Origin of the sequence: Rhizobium lusitanum (assembly GCF_014189535.1) — a bacterium.
GTDB classification, from domain to species: domain Bacteria; phylum Pseudomonadota; class Alphaproteobacteria; order Rhizobiales; family Rhizobiaceae; genus Rhizobium; species Rhizobium lusitanum_C.
In genome coordinates, this window is the sequence record NZ_CP050308.1 from 2245479 (window position 1) to 2264053 (window position 18575).

The 18575-nt window shown below is 61.0% G+C and carries 17 protein-coding genes; 13 read left to right on the plus strand and 4 right to left on the minus strand.

Annotated elements, in window-relative coordinates:
- The first annotated feature begins 110 nt into the window (after positions 1 to 110).
- Positions 111 to 1940 (plus strand): M23 family metallopeptidase, encoded by a 1830-nt coding sequence (locus HB780_RS24645; protein WP_183689973.1) that lies wholly within the window; start codon positions 111 to 113, stop codon positions 1938 to 1940.
- 136 nt (positions 1941 to 2076) lie between these two features.
- Positions 2077 to 2454 (plus strand): DUF427 domain-containing protein, encoded by a 378-nt coding sequence (locus tag HB780_RS24650; RefSeq protein WP_183689974.1) that lies wholly within the window; start codon positions 2077 to 2079, stop codon positions 2452 to 2454.
- Here HB780_RS24650 and HB780_RS24655 read toward each other — a convergent pair.
- From HB780_RS24655 to HB780_RS24670, 4 genes are all read right to left on the minus strand, one after another.
- Positions 2451 to 3521, minus strand: coding sequence for an ABC transporter ATP-binding protein (locus HB780_RS24655; protein WP_183689975.1), 1071 nt, complete (start codon positions 3519 to 3521; stop codon positions 2451 to 2453). The two genes, HB780_RS24650 and HB780_RS24655, sit on opposite strands and share 4 nt — an antisense overlap.
- Before the next feature lie 122 nt (positions 3522 to 3643).
- Positions 3644 to 4492 carry a carbohydrate ABC transporter permease gene (locus HB780_RS24660; protein WP_183689976.1) on the minus strand — a complete coding sequence of 283 codons (849 nt, stop codon included), beginning with the start codon at positions 4490 to 4492 and terminating at the stop codon, positions 3644 to 3646.
- Entirely contained in the window at positions 4485 to 5423 is a 939-nt protein-coding gene (locus HB780_RS24665; protein ID WP_183689977.1) for a carbohydrate ABC transporter permease, read from the minus strand. Before HB780_RS24665 ends, HB780_RS24660 begins: the two co-directional genes overlap by 8 nt.
- A gap of 73 nt (positions 5424 to 5496) precedes the next feature.
- Positions 5497 to 6807, minus strand: coding sequence for an ABC transporter substrate-binding protein (locus HB780_RS24670; protein ID WP_183689978.1), 1311 nt, complete (start codon positions 6805 to 6807; stop codon positions 5497 to 5499).
- A gap of 219 nt (positions 6808 to 7026) precedes the next feature.
- Here HB780_RS24670 and HB780_RS24675 point away from each other — a divergent pair, with 219 nt between their 5' ends.
- The 11 genes from HB780_RS24675 (at position 7027) to HB780_RS24725 (ending at position 18505) form a co-directional block, all read left to right on the plus strand.
- Positions 7027 to 8229, plus strand: a complete 1203-nt coding sequence (locus HB780_RS24675) for an ROK family transcriptional regulator (protein ID WP_183689979.1) — start codon at positions 7027 to 7029, stop codon at positions 8227 to 8229.
- Positions 8230 to 8269: 40 nt separating this feature from the next.
- Complete coding sequence (locus tag HB780_RS24680; RefSeq protein ID WP_183689980.1) at positions 8270 to 9370, plus strand: Gfo/Idh/MocA family protein; 1101 nt, start codon at positions 8270 to 8272, stop codon at positions 9368 to 9370.
- A gap of 24 nt (positions 9371 to 9394) precedes the next feature.
- Positions 9395 to 10036 carry a ThuA domain-containing protein gene (locus HB780_RS24685; RefSeq protein ID WP_183689981.1) on the plus strand — a complete coding sequence of 214 codons (642 nt, stop codon included), beginning with the start codon at positions 9395 to 9397 and terminating at the stop codon, positions 10034 to 10036.
- 192 nt (positions 10037 to 10228) lie between these two features.
- The gene (locus HB780_RS24690) at positions 10229 to 10627 is read left to right on the plus strand and encodes a VOC family protein (RefSeq protein ID WP_183689982.1); all 399 of its coding nucleotides are present in this window, start codon (positions 10229 to 10231) and stop codon (positions 10625 to 10627) included.
- Positions 10628 to 10748: 121 nt separating this feature from the next.
- On the plus strand, positions 10749 to 11777 hold the full coding sequence (locus tag HB780_RS24695; RefSeq protein ID WP_286203062.1) for a zinc transporter ZntB: 1029 nt from the start codon (positions 10749 to 10751) through the stop codon (positions 11775 to 11777).
- A gap of 520 nt (positions 11778 to 12297) precedes the next feature.
- Positions 12298 to 13380: an ABC transporter ATP-binding protein gene (locus HB780_RS24700; RefSeq protein ID WP_183689984.1), complete on the plus strand. Its 1083-nt coding sequence runs from the start codon at positions 12298 to 12300 to the stop codon at positions 13378 to 13380.
- 15 nt (positions 13381 to 13395) lie between these two features.
- On the plus strand, positions 13396 to 14466 hold the full coding sequence (locus tag HB780_RS24705; protein ID WP_183689985.1) for an ABC transporter ATP-binding protein: 1071 nt from the start codon (positions 13396 to 13398) through the stop codon (positions 14464 to 14466).
- Between the two features lie 2 nt (positions 14467 to 14468).
- Positions 14469 to 15341: a carbohydrate ABC transporter permease gene (locus tag HB780_RS24710; protein ID WP_183697434.1), complete on the plus strand. Its 873-nt coding sequence runs from the start codon at positions 14469 to 14471 to the stop codon at positions 15339 to 15341.
- On the plus strand, positions 15338 to 16261 hold the full coding sequence (locus tag HB780_RS24715; protein WP_080761182.1) for a carbohydrate ABC transporter permease: 924 nt from the start codon (positions 15338 to 15340) through the stop codon (positions 16259 to 16261). The genes HB780_RS24710 and HB780_RS24715 overlap by 4 nt, the downstream gene beginning before the upstream one ends.
- Positions 16262 to 16273: 12 nt before the next feature.
- Positions 16274 to 16561 carry a DUF2160 domain-containing protein gene (locus HB780_RS24720; RefSeq protein ID WP_183689986.1) on the plus strand — a complete coding sequence of 96 codons (288 nt, stop codon included), beginning with the start codon at positions 16274 to 16276 and terminating at the stop codon, positions 16559 to 16561.
- Between the two features lie 213 nt (positions 16562 to 16774).
- Positions 16775 to 18505 carry an ABC transporter substrate-binding protein gene (locus HB780_RS24725; protein WP_183689987.1) on the plus strand — a complete coding sequence of 577 codons (1731 nt, stop codon included), beginning with the start codon at positions 16775 to 16777 and terminating at the stop codon, positions 18503 to 18505.
- The last annotated feature ends 70 nt before the right edge of the window (positions 18506 to 18575 follow it).

Below are 18575 nucleotides of genomic sequence, written 5' to 3' on the forward strand. Positions count from 1 at the left end.
TCTACCCCTGTGGACGATCACGGCAATTAACAGACTCGTAATATTTGCCTAGATTTCGCCATGATTTGCCCTAGTTTGGGCCCACCGCAGTCTGCAGGGTTCCTCACTTCATGGTCGAAAGTCCATTGCGCGTCCAATTTCCTGCAGAGGCTGCGATTCAGGCGCGGCCTCAGCAGGAATTTCATATCCCCTTTCTGCCGCGCTCTGCCCATCTTCGCCACCTGATCGCCATCGGCCTTGCCGGCACGGCGTCTTTCGGCCTTCTCGCCATAGTTCTCTATCCACTGCTCGCCCGCCACACGATCGAACAGGCCGTGCCGATGCGGACAGCCCAGATCGTCCGCTCGCAGCCGGCAACACCCAAAGCCAACCGGCTTGCCACGAAACAGCGTTTCGACGGCGCCCGCTTTGCTCAGGTGGCGGAAAAGCTTTCGAGCGGCGAAACCCGCATTTTCACCTATCATCGCACCACGCTGGTCTTCAAAGCCGAGAATACCGAGCCCTCCACCGGCGACGCCAGGGCGATCAACGCAGCCTATGGCGGCGATATGCGTGCCGAGACCGCATTGTTCTCGCCGCCGGCACTTACCGAGATCCGCCACGGCATCTATCCGCAGACCAATCACTACGACTCGGCCCGGCGCTCACGCTTCCCGATCCGGGGCGTGCCGTTGAATGTCAGCGTCTCGAGGGCCGCTGCGGGCGAATCCGGCCGCGAGTTCAAGAGGCTGGTTTCCATGCCCAAGGATCGGCAGGACCTGCAGGACATCCTCGCCTCCGCCGGTCTCGACGGAGATGCCGGCGACGAGCTGCAGCGGGCGCTGGAAACCGACACGGTTTCGCCCGGCGACAGCCTGGAACTGCTTTTGGAGAAGAAGACCGCCGACGCACGGCCGAAACTGATCATGGCCCGCCTCAGCGGTGGCAAGACACCGGAGCGCATCGTCGCCCGCGACGATGCCGACGGCTTCGTGCCGATGACCGACGACCGGCTGTTTTCGACGCTTTATAGCGAGAGCCAGGCCGACGCGCCGTCCTCTTCGGAAGTCGCTGCCGTCGATCTCAAGGGCATAGACGACGACAATGAGTCGACAATCGACGCCAAGCTGGAGAAGGCCGGCCTTTCCGAGGCAAGTGCTGCCCAGCTGATCAAGCTCGCCAAGGCCAACGGCATTTCGCTGACCGGTGGCGACAACGCACCCGACAGCGTCGACCTTTTGTCCCGCAAGGCGGACGATGACAAAAGCGAGCTGTTGTTCATCGAATTCCATACCGATGGCGACACGCACCGCTACTATCTGCACAAGGGAAGCGGCGAAGGCCCCTCGGAATTCTACGACGAGGGCGGCCATTCCGTCGCCAAGGTGCTGAACCACCGACCCGTACCCAATGGGAAACTCGGCGACGGTTTCGCCTGGCGTATCCATCCTATTCTGGGCGTCAAGAAATTCCACAACGGCGTCGATTTCCGCGCGCCGATGGGCAGCCCGATCATGGCCGGCGGCGACGGCGTCGTCGAAAAGATTTCTTGGGAAACCGGCTACGGCAAATATGTCCGCATTCGCCATGACGGCGGCTACGAGACGACCTATGCCCATATTTCCGCGACGCCATCGGACCTGCATATCGGTGAACGCGTCACCCAGGGCCAGGTCATCGCCTATGTCGGCTCGACAGGTTATTCGACCGGCCCGCATCTCTACTACGAACTGCGCGTCAACGGCCGCTACGAGAACCCGTTGACCGCCCAGCTCCCGGCCGGCACCAATCTCACCGGAAAGTCGCTCGACAATCTGCGCTCGCAGGTCAATCACGTCGACAACATCATGAGCTATCTCGACGTTCCGGCCGAACACGATCCGCCGCCACCGCCACCCTTCTTCGGCTTCGGGCGAGGCCCCGGACCGGGTCCTGGCGGCGGCAACTTCGGCAGCCCTTGAGCGGAACTTGCCGGCCGCCCCATCGTCAAGAGCGATGGACGGCTTGCGCTGGGGGGCGATGAAAGCCTGATAATCCACCGAAGTGTTCCTATATCCTTTTGAATGCGGATGCTCAGGCACACCCAAGGAGGCCATCATGCCCGAAAAACCGGTCAAAATCCCCGGCCCCGATCACCCCATCACGATCGAGGACAAGCATGCGCATGTCACCGTGACAGTCGCCGGCAAGGTCATCGCCGATACGCGGGAAGCACTGTCGCTGAAGGAAGCCTCCTATCCGGCGGTCCTTTACATCCCCCGCAAGGATGTCGACATGTCAGCCCTCGGGAGAACCGACCATACGACCTACTGCCCCTATAAGGGCGATTGCTCCTATTACAGCATTCCGGCCGGCGGCAAGCGTTCGGTGAATGCGATCTGGACCTACGAAAATCCCTATCCTTCCGTCGGCCGGATCAAAGGTTACATGGCTTTCTACCCCGATCGCGTCGATGCGATCACTGTGGAGGCTTAAAGCGTCAGCCCGCTTGTCGCGTCGAAGACATAGACCTGATCGGGATTGACGGTGACCTTCAATTGCTCGCCGTAGCGAACAGGCGCTTCGCCGTCGACGACGGCGGTTACCTGTTCGCCGGCAAGATCGAACAGCACATGCGTCTGCGCGCCGGTCGGTTCGACCAGCAGCGTCTGGCCAGTGAGCGGCGAACCGTTCCCCGTCAGACTGAGATGCTCCGGCCGCAGGCCGATCTTCACGCTCTGACCGGGCTGCACCTTGCGTTCGCTGGCGATGCGCAGCGGCGTACCATCCGTCAGCCGCACGTAAGCCGAGCCGTTGACGCCCTCCACCACGCCATCGAGGAAATTCATCGCCGGCGAGCCAATGAAGCCGGCGACGAAGAGATTGGCTGGTTGCCTATAAAGCTCGATCGGCGTGCCCTGCTGTTCGATCCGCCCCTGGTTTAGGACGACGATGCGGTCGGCAAGCGTCATGGCTTCGATCTGGTCGTGGGTGACGTAGATAGAAGTCGTCTGCACCTTCTGATGCAAAGCCTTGATCTCGGAGCGCATCTGCACACGCAGCTTCGCGTCGAGGTTCGACAAGGGCTCGTCGAACAGGAAGACGGCAGGGTTGCGCACAATGGCGCGGCCCATGGCGACGCGCTGGCGCTGGCCGCCGGAAAGCTGCGCCGGTTTGCGGTCGAGCAGCTTGGTGAGGTCGAGCATGCGCGCGGCTTCGTTGACCCGCTGCTCGATCATCGGCTTTGTCTCGCCCGAGAGCTTCAGGTTGAAGCCCATGTTCTCGGCGACGGTCATGTGCGGATAAAGCGCATAGGACTGGAAGACCATGGCGATGTTGCGCTCGCGCGGCGTCATGGCGTTGACCACCTGTCCACCGATCGAGACGTCACCATCGGTGATTTCTTCCAGGCCGGCGATCATGCGCAGAAGGGTCGATTTCCCGCAGCCGGAGGGACCGACGAGGGCGATGAACTCGCCGTCGTCGATTGCCAGCGATATATCGTGAATGACCGGCAGCGCGCCATAGGCCTTGTGGATGTTGTGCAGTTCGACGGATGCCATGCTTTTTGCTCCGATTAGAGCAATTCCAGGAAAAGTGCGTAGCGGTTTTCCGTCCGGAATTGCTAGAAAACAAAGAGATAGAGCAGTTCAGAGTTTCCGTGAAACGCTGAACTGCTCTAGGCTCAGGACTTCACGGCACCGGCGGTGAGACCCGCGATGATGTGTTTCTGCGCCAGGAAGAAGACGATGATGGTGGGCAGGATGGTGAGCGTTATGAAGGCCAACACCAGTTCCCATTCCGTGCCGAATTCGCCGCTATAGACCATCATGCCGAGCGGCCAGGGATAGATCGAATCCGAGTTCAGCATGATCAGCGGCAGGATGTAGCTGTTCCAGCTGCCGACGAAGGAGATGATGCTGACGGTGGCGATGATCGGCCGGGAGAGCGGCAGCGAGATATACCAGAAGAAGCGGATATAGCCGCAGCCATCGACAAAAGCCGCCTGGAACAATTCTTCCGGAAGGTTTCGAAAATAGTTTCGGAACAGAAGAATGCTCATGCCGAGGCCGAAGGCCACCTGCGGCAGCACAACGCCCCAATATGTATTGAGCAGGCCGAGATCGCGGATGCGGATGAACAGCGGCAGGATCGCGGTCGCCGCCGGGAACATCAGCCCAATCAGGAAATAGTTGAGAAGGAAGTTCGAGCCGAAGAATTTTACATGCGCGAAGGCAAAGGCGGCCATCGCCGAAACCGACACCGTGAGGAACACGGTCAGCACCGCAATGATCAGCGAATTCATCATCTGCCGCCAATAGCGGTCGCCGAACAGAATGCCGGTATAATTCTCGAAATGCCACTCGGCCGGCAGGCCGAAGGGATTAACCCGGAGATCGCCCAGCGATTTGAAACCGCCGAGCATGGTCGTCAGCAGCGGGATCAGCACGATGGCGGCGATGATGGTCAGCGACGCATAGAGATAGATCTTCGTGCCGATCTTCAGTCGAACGGATGAGGCGATATCAGTCATTGCGCATAAATATCCGTTTGTAGCCGAAGGCGAGGGTGACGCAGATGACGAACAGCACGACGCCGACGGCGCTGCCGAGGCCGACCTGCATGCGGGTGACGCCGAAATTGTAGAGGAAAGTCACCATCGTCTGCGTCGAGTTGAACGGTCCGCCGCCGGTGAGCGGCATGATCATGTCGAAGAGCTGCAGCGAGCCGACGACGGCGAAGAAGACTGACAGGCGCAACGTCGAGCCGAGCAGCGGCAGCGTGACATAGCGGAATTTCTGCCAGCCGGTGGCGCCGTCGATTTCGGCGGCTTCCAGCACGCTCTTGTCGAGCGATTGCAGCCCAGCGATGAACAGCATCATGTGGAAGCCGAAATATTTCCACACGATCACGCCGAGCACCGCATACATCGCCAGATCCTTGTCAGCGAGCACATAGGGCGTGGCCGTACCAAGGAAATGCGCGATCGCGGCAAACAGGCCGTAGTCACCGTCATAGACGAAGCGCCAGATCAGGCCTGCTGCCACTTCCGCCAGCACATAAGGCAAGAAGAAGATCAGTCGAAAGAGCACGACGCCGCGAATGCGGTGCGCCAGCATTGTCGCCAGCCAAATGGCAAGCGGCACCTGCACGGCGATCGACACCACGATGATCAGCGCATTGTTCTTGAGCGAGGTCAGGAACGCGGTGTTCTTGAACAGCACCTGGAAATTACGCAGGCCAACGAACTCCGTCGGCAGTCCGTAGCCGTTCCATCGGTAAAGGCTGTACCAGGCGGCTTCTCCCATCGGCAGGATGACGAAGATGCTGAAAAGCAGCAGCGCCGGCGGCAGGAACAACAGGATGACGGGCATGCGACCACGGGCGGCCGGCGATTTTCGTTTCGCGGACGGCTTCGCTCTTGCGATGGGCGGCATGGCGGTCGTTGCGCTCACATCAGTCATGGATGGTCTCGACATTTGCAATTCGAAAGAGGAACGGCGCCGGCCAAATTGACTTGCCGGCGCCAGCCGATGCTTAAAGCTGATCCTGCTCGAAGGCGTCCTGGACCTGCTGCGCGCCATCCTTCGGCGTGATCTGGCCCGAGACGATGCCGACCGCCATGTCGTTAACGACGCGACCAACGGAGGGGCCAAGATCCTGGTCGAAGAAGTTCTGGTGCCAGGTCGAATGCGCCAGCTGTTCGGCGGCGTCGCCCATCAGCGGCCCCTTGACGCCATCTTCGGAACCGACCGTCGCCGGAATGAGCATGCCGGCTTGCGCCATCGTGCGTTCATTCTCCGCGTTGGTCAGAAAGGCGAGGAAATCGAGTGCTTCCGGCGGGGCCTTCTTGGTCACGGCCCAGCCGTTCAGTCCGCCGAGCGTATCGGTCCCGAGACCGGCGCCGCCTGTGACCGCCGGGAAGGCGAAACGGCCGACATTGTCGTCGGCCAGGCCCTTGCCGTCGCCAGAATTGGTGCGCTGGTTGGCGACGGTGTTTTCGAAGCCGAGGATCATCGCAGCCTTGCCATCACCGAAAATGCCGAGTGTCTGCGGCCAGGTGGCGCCGAGATAGCCGGGCTGGAACGGATCGAGCTTGCCGAGCTCGGCTAGCTGTTCTCCGGCCTTGATGATCGCCGGATCGTTGAAGCCGTTGCCCTTGCCGTTCTTGGCGTCGTTGAAGACCTGCTGGCCACCGTCGCGCATCACCAGATAGCTCCAGTAGAAGTGGATCGGCCACTTCTCGCCGCCGCCGCCGGCGATCGGCGCGATACCGGCCGCCTTGATCTTCTTGACTGCGGCCAGATAGTCGTCCCAGGTCTTGATAGCCGTCGCGTCGACGCCGGCCTTGGCGAAGAGCGCCTTGTTGTAGAAGAAGGAAACCGTGCCGAGCTTGTAGGGTACGGCGCTGATCTTGTCGTCGAAGGTCAGACCCTTGACCGCCGCCGGATTATAGGTCTTCAGCCAGGCGCCGTCCTTGGCGTTCATCGCCGCGGTCAGGTCCATCAGCGTACCGGTTTGCTCCTGCTGCTTCAGCACGCCGCCGCCCCAGGTGAAGAAGAAATCCGGCGCGTCGCTCGATTGCAGCAGCGTCGGCAGCTTTGCCTTGAACGCCTCGTTCGCCAGGAATTGCATCTGGATCTTCACGCCCGGATGCTGAGCCTCGTATTGATCGGCGATCTTGCGCCAGACGGCGACATAGCTCGGATCGGTTTCCAGATGCAGCCACTTGACGGTCGTATCAGCCGCGGCACTTGTGGCGCCGGAAAGCAGCGCAAGTCCGGTGGCAGCAGCAATGGCGGCGATACGCACACCGCGAAGGGCCTTCGCCCCACGTTCATAAAACATGATTGTCTCCTCCCAAGGGAACATCAGTCTCGATAATTTTTCCCTTATGCGGATTAATTCAACGGAGCTTTGCTGAAATGTCAACCACCATTCCTAAATTTTCGGCAGAAGCGGCGGGAAGTGGCTTGACATCGGGCTGCAAGCATAGGCTATTTAATTCGCATCCCGTCAAAAATACCAGGCCGCAACCGAGCGGAATCATCATTCGGCACCATTCTCATGAAAACAGCAGATCCCGAGCTTATGCGGGCGATAAACCGCTTCAATGTGCTGGATACGATCCGGCGGGCGGGCTCGATCGCACGTATTGAAATCAGTGAATACACTCAGCTTTCGACCACCACGGTCTCGGCGATCACCGCTTCGCTCCTCGATGACGGCCTGATCCTGGCACGCACCGAGGGCGATCTGCGCGAGGCGGCCACCCGTGGCCGGCCACGGGTCATGCTGGAGCTCAATCCGGATGCCGCCCGGGTTGTTGGTGCAAAAATCGCCGCCAACCGCATGGTCTTCGTCGTCACCAATTTCTGCGGCGAGGTACTGTCGAAGCTGACCTTGGCCCTTCGTGTCGATCGGCAGCCGATCAGCGTCATCGCCGATCTGATTGAGGATGGCGTCCGCCGCTGCGTCCTCGACGCCAATCTGGCGCTGGATGAGATCGACCAGGTCTGCCTCGGCCTGCCCGGCGTCATCGAGCACCGCACCGGCCATGTCCGCACGAGCCCGATCTTCCGCGAAAGCGGCGTCGACTTTGCCAAGGAAATGTCCGAGCGGCTGGGCGTCGCCACCATTGTCGAGAGCGATGCCCATGCCATCACGCTGGCACACCACTGGTTCGGCGAGGCGCGGGACCTGGACGATGTGGTGCTGGTGTCGCTGGAGCAAACGCTTGGCCTCGGCGTGCTCCATGGCGGCCAGCTGTTTCGCGGCGCCGGCGGCCTCAGCCATAATCTTGGCGACCTTGCACTCAGCATCGGGTCGCAGGGAACGGTGAGGCTTTCAAGCCTCGCCGGCGAAAGCGCCATTCTCGGCGACCAGCCCAACGGCCGCTTTGCGGAAGCCATCCGCCTCGGTCGCGGCATGGCGCATGCGCAAACCCTAATCGCCGCCGAGGACAATGCGCTGATCAGCGCGGCGATCCGTGCCGGCGAGGCCTGCGGCATGGCGCTTGCCAACATCGTCACGCTCTTCGCGCCGCCGCGTGTCATTCTCGTCGGCTCGAGCCTGGCGCTCGGCCAGCCCTTCCTGGACAGCCTCAGGGAGGCCTATTCGCTGGCGATCCCTCCGTCGATCAAGGGGGTAGCGGAACTCGTCTTCGACCAGTCGACAGACGAAACCTGGGCGCAGGGGGCGGCGGTCGTCGCACTGCGCGAGCTCTACGAATCGCCTTGGGGAACGACGGGGCCGGCATCGGCCCTCTGACCCGCAAGGACGGATAAGCATTTCATCTGGAGGAAGTTTTATGGAAAAGGTCGGCATTGGCATTATCGGCTGCGGGAACATTTCCGGCGCCTATCTCAAAGCGATGAAATCGTTTCCGATTCTCGACATCAAAGGCGTCGCCGACCTCAATCGCGAACTGGCCGAAGCCAAGGCCGCCGAATTCGGCCTGAAGGCCGTCGATATCGCAGCCCTCTTCGCTGATCCCTCGATCGAGATCATCGTCAACCTGACCATTCCGAAGGCGCATGTCGCCGTCGGCCTGCAGGCGCTCGATGCCGGCAAGCACACTTATTCGGAAAAGCCGCTCGGCATCAACTTCGCCGAGGGCAAGAGGCTCGCGGATGCCGCCGCCGCCAAGGGCCTGCGCATCGGCGCGGCTCCCGACACTTTTCTCGGTGGCGGCCATCAGACGGCACGCGCCATCATCGACGAAGGTGCGATCGGCATTCCGGTCGGCGGCACCGCCACCTTCATGTGCCCCGGCCATGAGCGCTGGCATCCGAATCCGGCTTTCTATTATGAAGTCGGCGGCGGCCCGATGCTCGACATGGGTCCCTATTACATCACCGACCTCGTCAACCTGCTCGGCCCGGTCTCCCAGGTCGCCGGCTTTACGGTGACACCGCGCAAGGAACGCATCATCACCAGCGAGCCGCGCAACGGCGAGCACATCCCCGTGCATGTCCCGACCCACGTCGCCGGCGTCATGGCCTTTGCCAGCGGTGCCGTCGTGCAGATCGGCATGAGCTTCGACGTCGCCGGCCACAAGCATGTGCCGCTCGAAGTCTACGGCACCGAGGGCACGCTGATCGTGCCCGATCCGAACCATTTCGGCGGCGAGGTCGAGTATCTCAAGAAGGGTGGCCAGTTCGAGGCGCGCGAGGTCACGGCGCCCTATGCCGACGGCAATTATCGCTCGCTCGGCGTCGCGGATCTGGCGCACGCCATCCGCTCCAACCGGCCGCACCGCGCCGATGGCAGCCTAGCGCTGCATGTGCTCGAGGTCATGGAAGCCTTCCAGACCGCGTCCGACACCGGCCGCACGGTCGCGATATCAACACAAACGGAACGTCCGGCCCCTCTGTCAGAGTCCCTCGTAGACGGAAAAATCGGCCGCTAACCGCGCAATTGCAGGAGGAATATCATGCGTGAAGCACTTATCGTCTGGGGCGGCTGGAGCGGCCACGAACCGCAGGAATGCGCCCATGTCATCCGCGACATGCTGGAGGAGGACGGCTTCAAGGTCTACCTCGAAAACAGCACCGAGGCCTTCGCCGATCCGTCGATCCACGATCTCAGCCTAATCGTGCCGATCGTCACCATGTCGAAGATTGAGAAGGAAGAGGTGAAGAACCTCGCCGAAGCCATCGAAAGCGGCGTCGGCATTGCCGGCTATCATGGTGGCGCCGGTGACAGTTTCCGCGAAAGCGTCGAATACCAGTTCATCATCGGCGGCCAGTGGGTCGCCCATCCCGGCAACATCATCGACTACACCGTCAACATCACCCGGCCCGACGACCCGATCATGGAGGGGATCACCGATTTCCCCTACACGTCGGAGCAATATTACATGCATGTCGACCCGTCGAACGAAGTGCTGGCGACCACCACCTTCACCGGCGATCACGCCCACTGGATCGACGGCGTCGTCATGCCGGTCGCCTGGAAGCGCAAATACGGCAAGGGCCGCGTCTTCTATTCTTCGCTCGGTCATCAGGCCAAGGAATTCAACGTCCCGCAGATGAAAACCATCTTCCGCCGCGGCGCCAACTGGGCGGCGCGTTGACGACGAGCCGGTTGAGGCCAGCGCTATAGGTGGCCGCTATATCCGATGAAGCCCTGGAACCGCCCGAAGCAACCTGCTGCGGGCGGTTTTGTATTTGAAAAATGCACGATGAAGACGATACGGAAGTTATGTTGTCGCCTTGCATGTTCTGCAATGTGCGAGAATTAGGCCGAAACCGGAGTTTCCAGACATATGCTTCATCATATTTCCTTCGGCGTCTCCAACATTGAACGCGCAGCGACATTCTACGATGCTGCTCTTGCCCCGCTTGGATATATTCGCGTTTGGGAGGATCTCAGGCCGGGAGAAATGGATCAGGCCGTCGGCTACGGCATTGCCGGCGGTGGCGACAAGCTGGCGTTGAAGTTCTGTCCGGAAGGTCAGCGGCCGCCCGGTCCGGGTTTTCATCTGGCCTTGGCCGCGCCAAGCAAACAAGGTGTTGTCGACTTCTATGAAGCGGCTATCGAACATGGAGGAACAGGCAACGGTTTCCCCGGCCTTCGACCACACTATGGGCCACATTATTTTGCGGCATTCGTGATCGATCCGGATGGCCATCATATCGAAGCCGTCTTCAATTCTCCCGATTGATGGTGGGAGGCAGGCACCTTGCCACTTTGATCCGAACTGGTAAGCTACCCACCAGCACACCACAAACTCCGGTGATGCTCGCGCTTTTTGCTGCCATGGGGGTGGGATGGATCAGGGCGCCATGGAAGCATCGAACAGCTCGACGGTCAGCTACGGCACCGAACCGGGATTGCGTTTCGCTTCCCTGCTCGACGGACAGGGCGGCTGCCGACAGCTCAGCCTGGAACAGAGCGGCTCCTGCAAGCCCGGAGAGGGTGTCACCTGGCTGCATTTCGAGCGCGATCATCCCGCCACCGCCGACTGGATCACCCACAAGAGCGGCCTTGACCCTTTCGTCATCGAAGCGCTGCTGGAAGAAGAATCCCGTCCGCGCGTCGAGCCGGTGGGCGACGGGTTGCTGATCATCCTGCGCGGCGTCTGCGCGACATCGCCGGATGGTACGACGCAGAAGCCCACCGATATCGACCTCGTGCCGCTGCATCTCTGGGTCGATGGCGACCGCATCGTTTCGCTGCGCGACAGCGGCCATTACATCACGGCGCTGCGCGATATCCGCCTAGCGCTGGAAAAGAAGAAGGGGCCGCAGCGCTCAGGCGACCTGCTGGCCCTCATCGGCGACAAGCTGGTGCGCGATCTCGAACCCGTGCTCGATGCCATGGACGAAGAGGTGGATGAGCTTGACGAGCTGATTTTTCACGGCGAAGCCGGTCAGGTGCGCGAGCGCCTGAAGCTTTTGCGCCGACGGGCCGTGCAGCTTCGCCGTTATCTCGCGCCGCAGCGCGACGCGCTGAACCGCATCGAACATGACGATGCCCCCTGGCTTGCCGAACGCGACAAGCTGCGCATGCGAGAGGTCATCGACAAGCTGATGCGCTATATCGAATATCTCGACGCCATCCGCGACCGCACCAGCATCCTGCATGACGACTTGTCGACCGTCATCAGCGAGCGCATCGCCCGCAACTCCAACCGCCTCGCCGCCCTTGCCGCCCTGCTCCTGCCGCCGAGCGTGGTGGCCGGCCTGTTCGGCATGAATGTCGGCGGCATTCCCGGCGTCAACGACACTTGGGCCTTCGTCGTCATAGTCCTCTTCGTGACGGTCACGTCGATCGCCACCCTCTGGGTGTTGAAGCGCATCAACTGGCTTTAGCCACTGCCTCGCCTTTTCGCGACCGGACAGAGATTTTAAGCCATTTCCCATCCCGATCAATCGGTTACCTTACTTATTATAACCCCCTAAAAAAGCACTAAAACGAGATTTATGAAGCGAAACTGAAACGCGGCTAGTTTTCGTTTGACATTCCTTTATCTTCATTTATCGTCGTTATGGTTTCGGTTTTTGCGTGAGGGGCGCAAAGTGAAACAGGGGGAGGTTCCATTGTTCATAGATCTAATCGACAGTAAAAATGGCATTGTCTGTAGCGCAAGCTGCATTGCCATTCAGCCTGCGCGCCATGGCCTGCGCGAAGGCAGATCTTTTGCATCCAGCTTCAGACGCCGCATTTCCCAAGAGCATTTAACCATTCGGAATCTGGCACCAAGGCACGGCCGGGCATGACAAGTGCCGAGCTGGCTTTGGTAAAAAACATCGCCCGATAAGACGTAACCGACCCAGAACTATCAATCTCCTCGCGGCGACATCGACATGCCGCGCATGGAAGGAATCTATCGTGCTTGAACTCAGAAACGTGTCGAAGTCGGTCAGCGGCGAAACGCATATTGCTGAAACGAACCTGACGCTACAGCGCGGCACGCTGAATGTCCTTCTCGGACCGACGCTGTCGGGCAAGACGTCGCTGATGCGGCTGATGGCCGGTCTCGACAAGCCGACGACGGGCACAATCCATGTCGATGACGCCGACGTCACCGGCGTCCCCGTGCAGCGTCGCAACGTCGCCATGGTCTACCAGCAATTCATCAACTATCCGGCGATGACCGTCTACGACAACATCGCCTCGCCCATGCGCCTCGGCGGCACCGACGCGGAGACGATCGACCGCGAGGTGAAGAAGGCGGCCGACATTTTGCGGCTCGGCCCCTTCCTCGATCGCCTGCCGCTCAGCCTCTCCGGCGGCCAGCAGCAGCGCACGGCGCTTGCCCGCGCCATCGTCAAGAATGCCGGCCTGGTGCTGCTCGATGAGCCACTCGCCAATCTCGACTATAAGCTGCGCGAAGAACTGCGCGCCGAGCTGCCAAGAATCTTCGCCGAATCCGGCGCCATCTTCGTCTACGCCACCACCGAACCCTCCGAAGCACTGCTTCTGGGCGGCAATACCGCAACCCTGTCCAAGGGCCGCATCACCCAGTTCGGGCCGACGATCGATGTCTTCCGCAGCCCGAAGGACCTGATGACCGCCACCACCTTCGCCGATCCGCCGCTGAACACCATCACGCTCGACAAGCGCGGTAATCAGTTCGTGCTGAACGACAGCATTCGCCTGCCAGTGCCGCAGGGCCTCGAGGACCGGACGGACGGTCCCTACACGATCGCCTTCCAGCCGCATCATCTGGCGCTGAAGCCGCAGACGCCGGACGCCGTCGCCGCACCCGCAAGGGTGATGGTGACCGAGATCACCGGTTCGGAAAGCTACATCCACATCGATTTCGCTGACCGGCGCTGGGTGATGCTGATCCAGGGCGTCCAGGACATCGACGTCGACGATGCGATCGACGTCTACATCGACCCGCGCCACATCATGGTGTTCGACACCGATGGCGCCGCCGTTACACCCGCCCTGCAACAGGCGGCCTGAGGAGACAAACGGCCAATGGCACGCATCGACCTTGATCATATCAGACACGCCTATAACGACCATCCGAAGTCCGACGCGGATTATGCGCTGAAGGAAGTGCATCATAGCTGGGAGGACGGCAGCGCCTATGCGCTGCTCGGGCCGTCCGGCTGCGGCAAGACCACGCTGCTCAACATCGTCTCCGGCCTGGTGCGCGCCTCGGAAGGCCGCATCCTCTTCGACGGCAAGGACGTGACCCGGCTATCGACCCAGGAGCGCAACATCGCTCAGGTCTTCCAGTTCCCGGTCGTCTACGACACGATGACGGTCTATGAGAACCTCGCCTTCCCGTTGCGCAACCGGCACATTCCGGAAGCCGACGTGAAGCGCAAGGTCGATGAGATCATCGAGATGATCGGTCTGTCCGACAGCGCCAATCGCAAGGCGCGGGGCCTGACGGCCGACGCCAAGCAGAAGATCTCGCTCGGTCGCGGCCTGGTGCGCTCCGACGTCAACGCCATCCTGTTCGACGAGCCGCTGACGGTTATCGATCCGCATATGAAATGGGTGCTGCGCTCGCAGCTGAAACAGCTCCACCGCCGCTTCGGCTTCACCATGGTCTACGTCACCCACGACCAGACCGAAGCGCTGACCTTCGCCGACAAGGTGGTGGTGATGTACAATGGCGAGGTGGTGCAGATCGGCACGCCGAACGACCTGTTCGAGCGGCCGCGCCATACCTTCGTCGGCTATTTCATCGGCTCGCCGGGCATGAACGTCATGCCGATCGAGATCGACGGCCGCAATGCACGGCTCGGCAACCGCACCATCGCCCTCCCCGGCGCGCCTCTCGAGCGCCGCGAAGGCCGCTCCGAACTCGGCATCCGCCCGGAATTCGTCCGCCTCTGCCGCGAAGGCATGCCGGCGACAGTCACAAAGGTCGAGGATCTCGGCCGCCGCAAAGTGGTGCGCGCCAAGCTGGATGGACAGGACATCGTCGCCGTCATCGGCGAGGACCAGACCGTGCCGGCCGAACCGCACATCGCGTTTGATCCCGCCGGCATCAATATCTACGCCAACTCCTGGCGCGTCGAGATGGGAGCCTGATGATGGACAAGACCTGGAACAACAAAGCCTGGTTCATGCTCATTCCTGTCCTGGTGCTGGTCGGCTTCTCGGCCGTCATTCCGCTGATGACGGTGGTGAACTATTCGTTGCAGGACACTTTTGGCAACAACGTCTTCTTCTGGGCGGGCACCCAATGGTTCGAGGAGATCCTCCGTTCCAGCCGCTTCTGGGACGCGATGTTCCGCAACCTGATCTTCTCCTTCACCATCCTGGCGATCGAGGTGCCCCTCGGCATCTTCATCGCCCTCAACATGCCGAAGAAGGGCGTCGGCGTGCCGCTCTGCCTGGTACTGATGGCCCTGCCGCTGCTGATCCCGTGGAATGTCGTCGGCACGATCTGGCAGGTGTTCGGGCGCAGCGATATCGGCCTGATGGGCTATGTCCTCGTCGGCCTCGGCATCGACTATAATTACGTGTCCGATCCGGTCGACGCCTGGGCGACGATCATCCTCATGGACGTCTGGCACTGGACCAGCCTTGTCGTGCTACTCTGCTATGCGGGCCTTGCCTCCATTCCCGACGCCTTCTACCAGGCCGCCAAGATCGACGGCGCCTCACGCTGGTCCGTCTTCCGCTACATCCAGCTGCCGAAGATGAACCGGGTGCTTTTGATCGCCGTGCTGCTGCGCTTCATGGACAGCTTCATGATCTATACCGAACCCTTCGTCGTCACCGGCGGCGGCCCCGGCAATTCCACGACCTTCCTGTCGATCGACCTTGTGAAGATTGCGCTCGGCCAGTTCGACCTCGGCCCCGCAGCGGCAATGTCGCTCGTCTACTTCCTGATCGTGCTGCTGTTGTCCTGGGTCTTCTACACCGTCATGACCAATTATGATGCGGGAGCGACGCGATGAGCGCCAAACCTCTTTCCACCACGGCCGACGATGCGACGATGCACCAATTGGCCGCCTCAAGCTCCACCGCGAACGCTCCGGCCACCACCGGCACACAATCGGTAAGCCGTCATCGTGAAGAGGGACGCTGGTCCTGGGTGGTGCCGACGCTCTACATTATCTTCCTGCTCCTGCCGATCTACTGGCTCGTCAACATGAGCTTCAAGACCAATGAGGAGATCGTCGGCGGATTGACGCTCTATCCGCATGCGCCGACACTGCGCAACTACACGATCATCTTCACCGATCCGTCCTGGTACAAGGGCTATATCAACTCGATCACCTATGTCGTCATGAACATGGTGATCTCGGTTGGCTGTGCGCTTCCGGCCGCCTACGCCTTCTCGCGCTACCGCTTCCTTGGCGACAAGCACGTTTTCTTCTGGCTCTTGACCAACCGCATGGCGCCGCCGGCGGTCTTCGCACTGCCCTTCTTCCAGCTCTATTCGGCCTTCGGCCTGATCGACACCCATATCGCCGTGGCGCTGGCGCACTGCCTGTTCAATGTGCCGCTCGCGGTCTGGATCCTCGAAGGCTTCATGTCCGGCGTGCCGAAGGAAATCGACGAGACGGCCTATATCGACGGCTATTCGTTCCCGCGTTTCTTCATCAAGATCTTCATTCCGCTGATCGCCAGCGGCATCGGCGTCGCAGCCTTCTTCTGCTTCATGTTCTCTTGGGTCGAGCTTCTGATCGCCCGCACGCTGACGGTGACCGACGCCAAGCCGATCGCCGCCATCATGACGCGCACGGTCTCGGCCTCGGGCATGGATTGGGGTCTGCTTGCCGCCGCCGGCGTGCTGACATTGGTCCCTGGCGCACTCGTCATCTATTTCGTCCGCAACTACATCGCCAAGGGCTTCGCGCTCGGTCGCGTCTGAAGGGAGACCATCATGAATACCGATTTTTCCTGGATGGCCTGGACGCCGCCGACCGCGCTGTTCTTTGCCACGATCCTGGCACTGCTGATCGGCATGGCCGTCTGGGAATATGTTTCGCCCGGCGGCAATCCGCGCATCGGCATCCTGCATTTCGAAACAACGCGCGGCGACCGGTTGTTCGTCTCACTGCTCGGCGCCGCCTTCATCCACATCGGATGGCTGGGTCTGATCGGGCCTAGCCTTTGGTGGGCGGTCGCAATTTCCGTGGTCTACGCCATTGGCGTCTTCCGCCTAGTCTAGAGCAATTCCAGGAAAAGTGCGCCAGCGGCTTTCCGTCCGGAATTGCGTGAAAACAAAAAGTCAGAGCGCTCCCGTGAAGGGCTCTGACACGGTTTCAAGAGTTACCGCGTCCCATGCCCGTCTTCGGACATGTGGCGCAGTAAGACAAGTCGATACAGATGGCCGGGTATCCGGCCGCCTGACACTGCGTTCGCAACCTGTAGGGAGGAATATATGCGACGGAATCTCTTAACAACGACGGCAGTCGTGCTGCTGGCTCTGGCCGGGTCGGCTCAGGCCGGCATGAATGAAGCCAAGACATTCCTGGACAAGGAGATCGGCGACGTTTCGACGCTCGCGCGCGCCGACCAGGAAAAGGAAATGCAATGGTTCGTCGACGCGGCCAAGCCCTTCCAGGGCATGGAGATCAAGGTCGTCTCGGAAACCCTGACCACCCACCAGTATGAATCGCAGGTTCTGGCACCGGCCTTCACCGCCATCACCGGCATCAAGGTCACCCACGACGTCATCCAGGAAGGCGACGTCGTCGAGAAGATCCAGACGCAGATGCAGACCGGCCAGAACCTCTATGACGGCTGGGTCAACGATTCCGACTTGATCGGCACGCATTGGCGCTACAAGCAGGTCCGCAACCTCACCGACTGGATGGCCGGCGAAGGCAAGGACGTCACCAATCCCGGCCTCGACATCGCCGATTTCATCGGCACCAGCTTCACCACCGCTCCGGACAAGAAGCTCTACCAGCTTCCCGACCAGCAGTTCGCCAACCTTTACTGGTTCCGTTACGACTGGTTCAACGACGAGAAGAACAAGGCCGACTTCAAGGCCAAGTACGGCTACGATCTCGGCGTGCCGGTCAACTGGTCGGCCTATGAGGATATCGCCGAATTCTTCACCGGCCGCGACGTCAACGGCAAGAAAGTCTTCGGCCATATGGACTATGGCAAGAAGGACCCGTCGCTCGGCTGGCGCTTCACCGATGCCTGGCTCTCCATGGCCGGCAACGGCGACAAGGGCCTGCCGAACGGTCTGCCGGTCGACGAATGGGGCATCAAGGTCGATGCCAATTCGCGTCCGGTGGGCTCCTGCGTTGCTCGCGGCGGCGACACCAACGGCCCGGCCGCCGTCTACTCCATCCAGAAGTATCTCGATTGGTTGAAGGCCTACGCACCGCCGGAAGCTCAAGGCATGACCTTCTCGGAATCCGGTCCGGTTCCGTCGCAGGGCAATGTCGCCCAGCAGATCTTCTGGTACACGGCCTTCACCGCCGACATGGTCAAGCCTGGCCTGCCGGTCATGAACGCCGACGGCACGCCGAAATGGCGCATGGCTCCGTCGCCGCATGGCGTCTACTGGAAGGACGGCATGAAGCTCGGCTATCAGGACGTCGGTTCCTGGACGCTGATGAAATCCACGCCGATCGACCGCGCCAAGGCCGCATGGCTCTACGCGCAGTTCGTGACGTCGAAGACGGTGGATGTGAAGAAGAGCCATGTCGGCCTCACCTTCATCCGCGAATCCACCATCCGCGACAAGAGCTTCACCAAGCGTGCGCCTGAACTCGGTGGCCTGATCGAGTTCTATCGTTCGCCGGCTCGTGTCCAGTGGTCGCCAACCGGCACCAACGTTCCGGACTATCCGAAGCTGGCACAGCTCTGGTGGCAGGCGATCGGCGATGCCGCATCGGGTGCCAAGACCGCGCAAGGCGCCATGGATGCGCTCTGCGCCGACCAGGAAAAGGTGATGCAGCGCATCGAACGCGCCGGCGTTCAGGGCGATATCGGTCCGAAGCTCGCCGAGGAACACGATCTCGCCTACTGGAACGCCGATGCCGTCAAGAACGGCCATCTCGCCCCGCAGCTGAAGATCGCCACCGAGAAGGAAAAGCCGGTCACCGTCAACTACGACGAACTGGTCAAGAGCTGGGCCGACGCACAGAAGTAAGCCGAGCCTGTAACGCAATACGAATGCCGGGGCCTGAAAGGGCTCCGGCATTTTCGCGTGGTCGCCAAAG

Bases quoted from the DNA above. Each gene is read 5' to 3' on its own strand.
- HB780_RS24695 (WP_286203062.1), top strand. From the start codon at position 10,749: ATGGAAGCATCGAACAGCTCGACGGTCAGCTACGGCACCGAACCGGGA.
- HB780_RS24680 (WP_183689980.1), top strand. From the start codon at position 8,270: ATGGAAAAGGTCGGCATTGGCATTATCGGCTGCGGGAACATTTCCGGC.
- HB780_RS24720 (WP_183689986.1), top strand. From the start codon at position 16,274: ATGAATACCGATTTTTCCTGGATGGCCTGGACGCCGCCGACCGCGCTG.
- HB780_RS24725 (WP_183689987.1), top strand. From the start codon at position 16,775: ATGCGACGGAATCTCTTAACAACGACGGCAGTCGTGCTGCTGGCTCTG.
- HB780_RS24655 (WP_183689975.1), bottom strand. From the start codon at position 3,521: ATGGCATCCGTCGAACTGCACAACATCCACAAGGCCTATGGCGCGCTG.
- HB780_RS24690 (WP_183689982.1), top strand. From the start codon at position 10,229: ATGCTTCATCATATTTCCTTCGGCGTCTCCAACATTGAACGCGCAGCG.
- HB780_RS24670 (WP_183689978.1), bottom strand. From the start codon at position 6,807: ATGTTTTATGAACGTGGGGCGAAGGCCCTTCGCGGTGTGCGTATCGCC.
- HB780_RS24715 (WP_080761182.1), top strand. From the start codon at position 15,338: ATGAGCGCCAAACCTCTTTCCACCACGGCCGACGATGCGACGATGCAC.
- HB780_RS24710 (WP_183697434.1), top strand. From the start codon at position 14,469: ATGGACAAGACCTGGAACAACAAAGCCTGGTTCATGCTCATTCCTGTC.
- HB780_RS24650 (WP_183689974.1), top strand. From the start codon at position 2,077: ATGCCCGAAAAACCGGTCAAAATCCCCGGCCCCGATCACCCCATCACG.
- HB780_RS24645 (WP_183689973.1), top strand. From the start codon at position 111: ATGGTCGAAAGTCCATTGCGCGTCCAATTTCCTGCAGAGGCTGCGATT.
- HB780_RS24660 (WP_183689976.1), bottom strand. From the start codon at position 4,492: ATGACTGATATCGCCTCATCCGTTCGACTGAAGATCGGCACGAAGATC.
- HB780_RS24685 (WP_183689981.1), top strand. From the start codon at position 9,395: ATGCGTGAAGCACTTATCGTCTGGGGCGGCTGGAGCGGCCACGAACCG.
- HB780_RS24705 (WP_183689985.1), top strand. From the start codon at position 13,396: ATGGCACGCATCGACCTTGATCATATCAGACACGCCTATAACGACCAT.
- HB780_RS24665 (WP_183689977.1), bottom strand. From the start codon at position 5,423: ATGACTGATGTGAGCGCAACGACCGCCATGCCGCCCATCGCAAGAGCG.
- HB780_RS24675 (WP_183689979.1), top strand. From the start codon at position 7,027: ATGAAAACAGCAGATCCCGAGCTTATGCGGGCGATAAACCGCTTCAAT.